We start from the raw sequence: 10,178 nt of genomic DNA on the forward strand, positions 1-10,178 counted from the left end.
TCTATGCGGGTTCTTGTATGAAACTTATTTTAGTGGCGGATTTTCTCGTCGTCAAATCGAGCAAAAAAAACCTGCAAAATTAGATACTGAAATAAATTCAGCACAAGAATCTTGCAGGTTTTGTGTGATGTATAAAATTAGCTAGTACCGCTTCTTTTTAGGAGCGCCGGTTCTGCCGCGTCCAGAAGTAGAGCCTGCTGTTGTATTTCCTTTAAAATGAGGTTTTCTTTTTGGCTTATCGCCTTGAGCATTAGCGTTGCCTTTCTTTTTACCGAAAGAACCTTTACTTTGCGATGCTGCTCTTTTTGGTGGGGCAGTATCGGTAGGTTCAAAACCGTCTAAAATAGATGTTTTTAATTTTTCATTTAAAACTTTTTCTATTTCCTTTTGATATTCAGTTTCTTCACTACAAACAAAAGAAATTGCTTCTCCTTCTGCACCAGCTCTTCCTGTTCTACCAATTCTATGCACATAATCTTCAGGTACATTGGGTAACTCGAAATTAATTACATGTGGTAATAAAGGGATATCTAAACCACGGGCAGCAATATCTGTTGCTACTAAAATTTTTATAGTGTTATCTTTAAAATTCTTTAATGCTTTTGTTCTTGCGCCTTGACTTTTATTGCCGTGAATGGCAGCTGCAGAAATTCCTGCTTTTATCAACTTTTCTGTCAATTTATTAGCGCCGTGTTTGGTTCTTGTAAAAACCAAAACCTGACTCCAATCGTTGTCTTTTATCAACTTAATCATTAAAGGTGTTTTTTGACCTTTATCAACCTGATATACTTTATGAGATACTTTTTGTGCAGTTGCATTTTGTGGAGCCGTTTCTACAGAAACAGGATTATTTAAAATTCCTTCTGCCAATTTTTTAATATCGTTAGAAAACGTTGCAGAGAACATCAAATTTTGACGCTTTGCAGGCATAAAGCTAATCAACTTGTTTAAGTCTCTTGCAAAACCCATATCAAGCATTCTATCTGCTTCATCTAAAATCAACACATCAATTCTTTTAAAAGAAACTGCTTTTTGATCGTGTAAATCTAACAACCTACCTGGCGTTGCTACTAAAATATCGACACCTTGTTTTAAGGTTTTTATTTGTGCAGCTGCTTTTACACCACCAAAAACTACGGTAGATTTAATATTTACATACTTGCTATATTCTCTAACGTTTTCATGCACTTGCGCGGCAAGTTCTCTGGTTGGTGTTAAAACTAATACCCGTAAAGGTCTATATTTTGGATGTTTTGTTTCAGATAAATATTGTAAAACGGGTAAAGTAAATCCTGCTGTTTTTCCGGTTCCGGTTTGTGCAGAAGCTAAAATATCTCTTCCTTCTAAAATATGTGGAATTGCTTTTTGTTGAATGGGTGACGGTACTGTGTACCCTTTTTCTTCTACTGCTTTTACTAAAGCATCAGATAATCCTAATGATTTGAACGACATAATTGTTTTTTTAAAGAAACAACTATATTTATTGTCTCTAAATAAGCCGTAAATGTACGCTCATTTGTTGTTTGTACTCTCTTAATAGTCCAATAATATTTATTGCTAAATTTTAAGCATAAAAAAAGATGCTATAAAGCATCTTTAATTTTAGACTTTTTAGAGGATATTATCTTCTTCTGCCGCCACTTTTAAAAATACCGACAATAAATAAAATAAGTACAGCACCAGACGCACCAACTATTATATCATTTAAAATAGGATAGCCAACATTTACGTTAATTCCTAATTTTCCAAAAGCCCAAGTTCCAACAAAACTACCTGCAATACCAATGATTATGTTAATGACCAATCCAAAACCGTTATCTCTCATTAAAACATCTGCAATGTAACCGCAGATTGCTCCAATGATAATTGTGTATAAAATCCCCATAATTTGTAAATATTAATTGATTAATTTGTGCTAATTTAGTAAAAAATATAATTAATCATAGCGCTCTCACTTATTTATAATACTTTTTTTGCCTAAAAATAAGTCATCTTAAAATTTATATATAGAGAGAAAATAATTTCTAAAATGAACAAAAACTTTCTATTTTTATTGTTGATGATTTCTCAAATAGTACTTTCTCAACAACAATCAACAAGCTCAATAACAATAAAAAATTCGATTACCCAAAAAGAAAAACTAACAGAAAGTTCATTAGTTAAGAACGTTAATTTCACAAATATTGGGCCCACAGTAATGAGTGGTCGTGTAGTAGATGTTGCTGTAAACCCAGGCAATACTTCAGAATTTTACGTTGGGTACGCTTCTGGCGGATTGTGGTATACCAATAATAACGGAACAACCTTTACACCAGTTTTAGACAATTCTCCAACACAAAACATTGGTGATATTGCTGTAGATTGGCCTTCTGGAACTATCTGGGTAGGAACCGGTGAAAAAAATTCATCACGTTCTTCGTATGCAGGTATTGGTCTGTTAAAATCTTCGGATAAAGGAAAAACTTGGCAAAATGTTGGTTTGTTAGATTCGCATCATATTAGTAGAATACTCATTAATCCTAACAATACAAACGAGGTAATTGTGGGTGTTATTGGTCATTTATATTCATCAAATGCAGAAAGAGGGGTTTTTAAAACTTCGGATGGAGGAAAAACATGGACAAAATCATTATTTATTGATGAACATACAGGAATTATTGATGTTGCCGTTGCGCCAGAAAATTTTAATATTATGTATGCGGCTTCTTGGGAACGTAATCGAAAAGCTTGGAATTTTGATGGTGATGGTAAAAATTCTGCCATCTATAAAAGTATAGATGCAGGAACTTCTTGGACAAAGATTTCTGATAAAAGTGGTTTTCCGGTAGGAGATGAGGTTGGTAGAATTGGTTTAGCTGTTTTTAATGAAAAGACAGTATATGCCTTGCACGATAGTCAATTTAGACGACCAAAAGATAAAAATAAAAAATCTTCTGATGAATTAACAAAAGAAGATTTTAAGGCAATGTCTGCTGATGATTTCTTACAAGTAGCAGATAAAAAATTAAATACATTTTTAAAGAATAACGGATTTCAAGAAAAGTACAGCGCAGAAAATGTAAAACAAATGGTGCGTTCTCGAAATGTGCAACCCATCGATTTAGCAAAATATTTAGAAGATGCAAATGCTATGTTATTTGATACACAAGTAATCGGTGCAGAAGTTTTTAAAACCACCAATGGCGGAGCGTCTTGGAAAAAAACGCATGATAATTTTTTAGATGATGTCTATAGTTCTTATGGTTATTATTTTGGTGAAATTAGAGTCGATTTACAAGATGAAAACGGAATTTATGTTTTAGGGGTTCCGATTATAAAATCGAAAGATGGCGGAAAAACTTTTACTTCTATTGGTAAAGAAAATGTACACGCAGACCACCAAGCGTTGTGGGTAAATTCGAAGAAATCTGGTCATCTTTTAAACGGGAATGACGGGGGTTTAAACATGTCTTATGATGATGGTGAAAATTGGACGAAATTAAATGATCCAGCCGTTGGGCAATTTTACTCCGTATACGCAGACAATCAAAAAAATTACAAAGTATACGGGGGTTTGCAAGATAATGGTGTTTGGGTTGCAGACAACAATGCAAGAATAGATAAAGGTTGGCAACAATCGGGTCAAAACCCATATGAGTCCATTATGGGTGGCGACGGAATGCAAGTTCAGGTAGATGATAGAAACCCTGATATTGTGTATACAGGTTATCAATTTGGTAATTATTATAGAATTGATAGAGAAAAAGAAAAGCGAAAATACATTCAGCCAAAACATACTTTAGGCGAAAATCCGTATCGTTTTAACTGGCAAACGCCCATACATTTATCAAAACACAATCAAGATATTTTATATTTAGGAGGTAATAAATTACACAGATCTTTAAATCAGGGTGATGATTGGGAAACAATTTCAGACGATTTAACAACAGGAGGTAAAAAAGGAAATGTTGCTTACGGAACTTTATCCTCAATTTCAGAAAGTCCGTTTCAATTCGGATTGCTATACGCTGGTTCTGACGACGGATTGGTGCATGTTTCGAAAAACGGAGGAGGAGATTGGATAAAAATTTCTGATTCTTTTCCAACAGATCTATGGGTTTCTAGAGTCATTGCATCATCACACAAAAAAGAAAGAGTCTATGTTACTTTAAACGGTTACAGATTTGATGATTTTACACCGTATGTATATAGGTCTGATGATTATGGACAAACTTGGACAAATATTGGTGAATCGATTCCGACAGCTGCTGTAAATGTAATCAAGGAAGATCCAGAAAATGAAAACCTTTTGTATTTGGGTACAGACAATGGTTTGTATGTTTCTTTTGATAAAGGCGCATCTTGGAATGTTTTTAGTAAAAATTTTCCTAATGTTGCTGTCCATGATTTGGTTATTCAGCCAACCGCAAAACATTTAATTGTTGCCACGCATGGTAGAAGTTTATACAAAGCAGCAATTGCTCCGTTGCAAAAAATGAATGTAGAAATTTTAGAAAAACCTGCTCATATTTTTACTGTTGATAACATTAGAAAAAGTAATAACTGGGGACGTTCTTGGAGCCAATGGAGAGAAGCAAACACACCAGAAATTAAAATTCCCTTTTATTCAAATAGTGATAAAAAAGTTACTTTAGAAGTGTATTACAAAGATGTGGTTGTAAATTCAATTTCCGTGGATGCAAACAAAGGTTTTAACGAAGCAATTTTTGATGTTTCTTTCTCTAAAAAAGGAAAAACAGCTTTTGAAAAAGCGAATAAAGAAACTGATGTAGAAGAAGCAAAAAATGGAGTTTTCTATTTAGCAAAAGGAAAGTATGTTGTTAAAATAGGTGATGCAAAATCGGAATTTGAGGTTAATTAATTGAATAAGATATTTTTTTGACGCTAACTGACGCCAGCGCTCGTTTTAAACAAGTGCCGTTAAAAAAAATAACAAACGGTTTCTTTACGGAAATAAAAGCATACTCTAAAAATGAAAAAAACGTTAATTCTAATTTTCTTCACTTTTTCAATTTCTTTGAGTGCGCAATCTAATTTCAAAAATTTTCTAAAATCCTCTTGTCCTATAAAAACTTGGGTAGTGCTTCATCCTTTTAAGGCAAAAAAAGCGTTAAAAATTTCTTTAGAAGCCAATAAGGTTTCAGATTCTGTTGCAAAGACAAATTTATTAGATGGTGATGCTTCTGGTGGCCAAGTAGATGCTTTTAGACATGCCTACTGGTTGGCAAGATTACACCAAGAAATAGGAAGAGGAGCAGCACGCTCTTTAGGAAAAGCGCATGAAAAAGATAATTACTTAACGTTTAAGAAAAAAGAATTAGAAGACGGTGTTGTACCAGATAAAATTTCATCAACCATGGATTTGTACAACAATGAAGAGGGTTTAAAATTGATTAAAAGAAGAAGTGAAACATCGCAAGAAAGTCTCCTTTATAAAATAGTGAATGCGATTAGGGCAGGGAAAATGAAAATTATCAAAAAGGATAAAGAGGGGAATTTTTTAACATCCGAAGGAACAAAAATAAGTTTAGCCTCGTTAAAAGGAAAATGGAAAAATAATAAGTGTTTAGTGGCTTCTGATAAAAATAAGTAAGAATTATTTAAAATTATTCTAAATATAAGCGAAAACGTTGTAAATTCCTTGTAATGCATTTCCTTTAGCTGTATTTTTGCTCACAAAACATAATCAATTAAACAATGAGCGGATTTTTCAAATCTTCAATTGGAAGAAAAGTGGCAATGGCACTTTCAGCATTCTTTTTAATGTTCTTCCTATTACAGCATTTATCAATAAATATTTTATCAGTTTTAAATCCTGAACTCTTTAATGAGGTATCTCATTTTATGGGTACAAATCCTTTAGTGCAATTTGTTTTGCAGCCAATATTAATTTTTGCAGTTGTTTTTCACTTTGTGATGGGTTTTGTTCTAGAATTAAGAAACAGAAAAGCAAACGGAGTTAAGTATGCCAAAAATAACGGAGCTGCAAACTCTACTTGGTTTAGTAGAAATATGATTTGGAGTGGTTTGACAATTTTAGCCTTTATTGGTTTGCACTTTGTAGATTTTTGGTTTCCAGAAATGAATACAAAATTTATTCAGGGAGATTGGTCTGGAACCATGGAAGGTGTAGAAGGTTTTCGTTATCATGAAGAATTGGTTCACAAGTTTGCAAATCCTGTTAGGGTTGCAGCGTATACAATTTCTTTTATATTTCTAGGATTGCATTTAGCACACGGCTTTACATCTGCTTTTCAGTCGATGGGAGGCACCGCAGGAAGAAAGAAAACATTACAAACTATTGGTAAGGCATATTCAATTATAATTCCAGCAGGTTTTATTTTTATTGCAATTTATCATCACTTTAACCATTAATCTTAAAAAAAATTATGGCTTTAGATTCAAAAGTACCAAAAGGTCCAATTGCAGATAAGTGGACAGACTATAAAAATCATATCAACCTTGTAAACCCTGCAAATAAACGTAATATAGATGTTATTGTTGTAGGTACAGGGTTAGCAGGTGGTTCTGCTTCTGCAACGTTGGCAGAATTAGGCTACAATGTAAAGGCATTTGCATACCAAGACTCTCCAAGAAGAGCGCATTCAATTGCAGCACAAGGAGGAATCAATGCCGCAAAAAATTATCAAGGAGATGGAGATTCTACATATCGTTTATTTTACGACACTGTAAAAGGTGGCGATTATAGATCTAGAGAATCTAACGTATATAGATTGGCAGAGGTTTCTGCAAATATCATAGATCAATGTGTGGCACAAGGGGTTCCTTTTGCACGAGATTATGGTGGTTTGTTAGACAATCGTTCTTTTGGTGGAGTTTTAGTTTCTAGAACTTTTTATGCAAAAGGGCAAACAGGGCAACAACTATTATTAGGTGCTTATTCTGCAATGAACAGACAAATTGCTCGAGGTAAGATTGAGATGTTCAATCGTCATGAAATGCTAGATGTTGTTATTGTAGGCGGTAAAGCAAGAGGAATTATTGCACGTAATTTAGTAACAGGAGAAATTGAAAGACATTCTGCACATGCTGTTGTAATTGCTTCTGGTGGTTATGGAAATGTATATTTCTTATCGACCAATGCAATGGGTTCTAATGTAACTGCAGGCTGGAAAGTGCATAAAAAAGGAGCGTATTTTGCGAATCCTTGTTATACACAAATTCACCCAACATGTATTCCGCGTTCTGGAGATTACCAATCGAAGTTAACATTGATGTCAGAATCCTTAAGAAACGATGGTAGAATTTGGGTTCCAAAACATATGGAAGATGTTTTGGCCATTAGAGAAGGAAAGAAAAAACCTACCGAGTTAACAGAAGAACAAAGAGATTATTATTTAGAAAGACGCTATCCTGCCTTTGGTAATTTAGTACCACGTGATGTTGCTTCTAGGGCAGCAAAAGAGCGTTCTGATGCAGGTTATGGAGTAAATGCTACTGGTGAAGCAGTGTATTTAGATTTTGCAGCTTCTTTTGAGCGTTATGGTAAAGAACAAGCGAAGATTCATAATATTTCAAATCCTTCGGAAGCGAAAATTAAAGAATTAGGGCAAGAAATTGTAAAGGCAAAATATGGGAATTTATTTCAAATGTACGAGAAAATCGTAGATGAAAATCCGTATGAAACTCCGATGATGATTTATCCTGCAGTGCACTATACAATGGGCGGTGTTTGGGTTGATTATAATTTGATGACTACAATTCCTGGTTGTTACGCAATTGGTGAAGCTAATTTCTCTGATCACGGAGCAAATAGATTAGGCGCTTCTGCTTTAATGCAAGGTTTAGCAGATGGTTATTTTGTGTTACCATATACCATTGGAGATTATTTAGCAGATGATATTAGAACTGGAAAAATATCAACAGAAACTCCAGAATTTGATGCTGCCGAGAAAGAAGTAAAAGAAAGAATTGCCTTCCTTATAAACAATAAAGGAACACATTCTGTAGATTATTACCACAAAAAATTAGGAAAAATTATGTGGGATAAATGTGGAATGTCTAGAAATGCTGAAGGTTTAGAAAGTGCAATTGAAGAAATCTCTGCATTAAGAAAAGACTTTTGGCAAAATGTAAATGTTCCTGGAACAGATACAGAATATAATGAGCAATTAGCAAAAGCGGGTAGAGTAGCAGATTTTCTAGAATTAGGAGAATTGTTTGCAAAAGATGCCTTGGTAAGAGAAGAATCTGCGGGTGGGCACTTTAGAGAAGAGCACCAAACACCAGAAGGTGAAGCAAAAAGAATTAAAGATTTTCAGTTTGTTTCTGCATGGGAATACAAAGGAGAGCCAAAAGATGCCGTTTTGCATAAAGAGTCTTTAGAGTACGAGAATATAGAAGTTAAAGAAAGAAGTTATAAATAATATAGTTTATGGTTGATGGTTGTTAGTTGATGGAAACAGCAACTAACAACAAACAACTAAAAACCAAAAACTAAAAAAAATGGATTTAACACTTAAAATTTGGAGACAAAAAGACGCTAGTTCAAAGGGTCAGATGGTCGATTATAAAGTGACGGAAATTTCAGGAAGTATGTCTTTCTTAGAAATGATGGATGTTTTGAACGAGCAGTTAGTAAATGCGGGTGAAGAGCCAGTGGCTTTTGATCATGATTGTAGAGAAGGAATTTGCGGTATGTGTTCTATGTATATTAACGGAGAAGCACATGGACCCGATAGAGGCGTAACAACCTGTCAATTGCACATGCGTATGTTTAAGGATGGCGATACAATTACTATAGAACCTTTTAGAGCAGCAGCTTTTCCTGTAATTAGGGATTTAGTCGTAAACAGATCTGCTTTTGATAGAATACAACATGCAGGTGGTTATATTTCTGTAAATACATCAGGAAACACACAAGATGCAAATGCAACTCTTATTTCTAAACATGCAGCAGATACGGCAATGGATGCAGCAACATGTATTGGTTGTGGTGCTTGTGTAGCAACGTGTAAAAATAGCTCTGCAATGCTATTTGTGGGCGCAAAAGTATCTCAATATGCATTATTACCACAAGGACAAGTAGAAGCAGCAGATCGTGTTAAAAACATGGTTGCTCAAATGGATTTAGAAGGTTTTGGAAACTGTACAAATACAGGTGCTTGTGAGGTAGAATGCCCGAAAGGAATTTCTTTAGACAACATCGCAAGAATGAATAGAGAATTAATGAAGGCCTCTATATAATTAATTATTAAACTGTCAGTTCGAGTGATTTTTCTTTTTTGAAAAATTGTATCGAGAACATATAAAAAACCCAAAACTAACTTTAGTTTTGGGTTTTTATGTTGTACTACAAATTATTTTTCTTTAAAATCTTTAAAAAACTCTTCTACTGTTATATCAAATATCTTCAAAATAAATAAAAATCTTGGCATATCTAACTTTACATGACCATTTTCTATTTTTGAATATGCAGTGCCGCTTAAATTAAGTCTTTCACCTACATTACTTCGAGTTAGTCGTTTTTCAGTTCTCATAGAAATTAATTTCACTAAAATAGCATGGTATTCTTTTTTTACAAAAAAACTTGTCCAATCTTTTCTTTTCATAAAAACAAAAATAATAAAATTATTTCAGTACTAATGCTCTATTAACGCATCCCTGTTTACAGGGATATTTTAGCCTTTTTATCCCTGTAAACAGGGATGCGTTAATGGAAGGCCAATTTCTTTTTTTATTCATAAATTTTTTCCTGCTTTGAAAAAGGAAACTGACTAAAAAAATGTTTCCGTAAATTAAGCTGTCTATTTGAAGAAATATAAATTTTAAAGCACTAAAAGTATAGTACCTTAAATCCGCAAGTAACATATTAGGCTAGTTGAGTTCATTTTAGTTGTATTTAGAATGATGCAACTTTTCAATTAATTGCTATTTCAACGTTCGTTTTTACTTATTTTTTACCTTTATTTTCTATTTCAGGTTTAAATCATTGAAATTTCATTTTAGGGAAGAAATCAAAAGAACAAAAAACTTAACTATCTTATTTTAATTAAGTTGTATTTTTGTAGTAGTCGTAATTATCTTAAGTAATTTACTTTATCAAGAAATTTTAATGGTTAAATTAGCAGAGGATACTCTTTTTTGGTATACAATTTTAGGATATTTTGTCTGGAATGGTATATCCATTTAAATGGAACCACTACAAATCTAAAAAT

At 33.4% G+C, this 10,178-nt stretch carries 8 protein-coding genes; 5 read left to right on the top strand and 3 right to left on the bottom strand.

Annotated features, from left to right (window positions below):
• Window positions 1-141: 141 nt before the first annotated feature.
• Together ES044_RS10555 and ES044_RS10560 are read right to left on the bottom strand one after the other, a co-directional pair.
• Window positions 142-1,452: a DEAD/DEAH box helicase gene (locus tag ES044_RS10555; protein ID WP_147119319.1), complete on the bottom strand. Its 1,311-nt coding sequence runs from the start codon at window positions 1,450-1,452 to the stop codon at window positions 142-144.
• Between the two features lie 169 nt (window positions 1,453-1,621).
• Complete coding sequence (locus tag ES044_RS10560; protein WP_147119320.1) at window positions 1,622-1,885, bottom strand: GlsB/YeaQ/YmgE family stress response membrane protein; 264 nt, start codon at window positions 1,883-1,885, stop codon at window positions 1,622-1,624.
• Between the two features lie 144 nt (window positions 1,886-2,029).
• On the opposite strand from ES044_RS10560, the gene ES044_RS10565 reads away from it, so the two are divergent.
• The 5 genes from ES044_RS10565 to ES044_RS10585 all read left to right on the top strand — a co-directional run bounded on the left by ES044_RS10565 (window position 2,030) and on the right by ES044_RS10585 (window position 9,207).
• The gene (locus tag ES044_RS10565) at window positions 2,030-4,861 is read left to right on the top strand and encodes a VPS10 domain-containing protein (protein ID WP_189663273.1); all 2,832 of its coding nucleotides are present in this window, start codon (window positions 2,030-2,032) and stop codon (window positions 4,859-4,861) included.
• 111 nt (window positions 4,862-4,972) lie between these two features.
• Complete coding sequence (locus ES044_RS10570; RefSeq protein ID WP_147119321.1) at window positions 4,973-5,593, top strand: DUF6973 domain-containing protein; 621 nt, start codon at window positions 4,973-4,975, stop codon at window positions 5,591-5,593.
• A 104-nt stretch (window positions 5,594-5,697) separates the two neighbouring features.
• Window positions 5,698-6,375 (top strand): succinate dehydrogenase cytochrome b subunit, encoded by a 678-nt coding sequence (locus tag ES044_RS10575; protein ID WP_147119322.1) that lies wholly within the window; start codon window positions 5,698-5,700, stop codon window positions 6,373-6,375.
• A 14-nt stretch (window positions 6,376-6,389) separates the two neighbouring features.
• Entirely contained in the window at window positions 6,390-8,387 is a 1,998-nt protein-coding gene (locus ES044_RS10580) for a fumarate reductase/succinate dehydrogenase flavoprotein subunit (RefSeq protein WP_147119323.1), read from the top strand.
• Window positions 8,388-8,466: 79 nt separating this feature from the next.
• Complete coding sequence (locus ES044_RS10585; protein ID WP_147119324.1) at window positions 8,467-9,207, top strand: succinate dehydrogenase/fumarate reductase iron-sulfur subunit; 741 nt, start codon at window positions 8,467-8,469, stop codon at window positions 9,205-9,207.
• Window positions 9,208-9,320: 113 nt separating this feature from the next.
• On the opposite strand, the gene ES044_RS10590 is transcribed toward ES044_RS10585, so the two are convergent.
• Window positions 9,321-9,572 carry a helix-turn-helix domain-containing protein gene (locus tag ES044_RS10590; protein ID WP_147119325.1) on the bottom strand — a complete coding sequence of 84 codons (252 nt, stop codon included), beginning with the start codon at window positions 9,570-9,572 and terminating at the stop codon, window positions 9,321-9,323.
• Between the last annotated feature and the right edge of the window lie 606 nt (window positions 9,573-10,178).

Source organism: Polaribacter sp. IC066, from assembly GCF_007997085.1.
Lineage (GTDB): Bacteria > Bacteroidota > Bacteroidia > Flavobacteriales > Flavobacteriaceae > Polaribacter.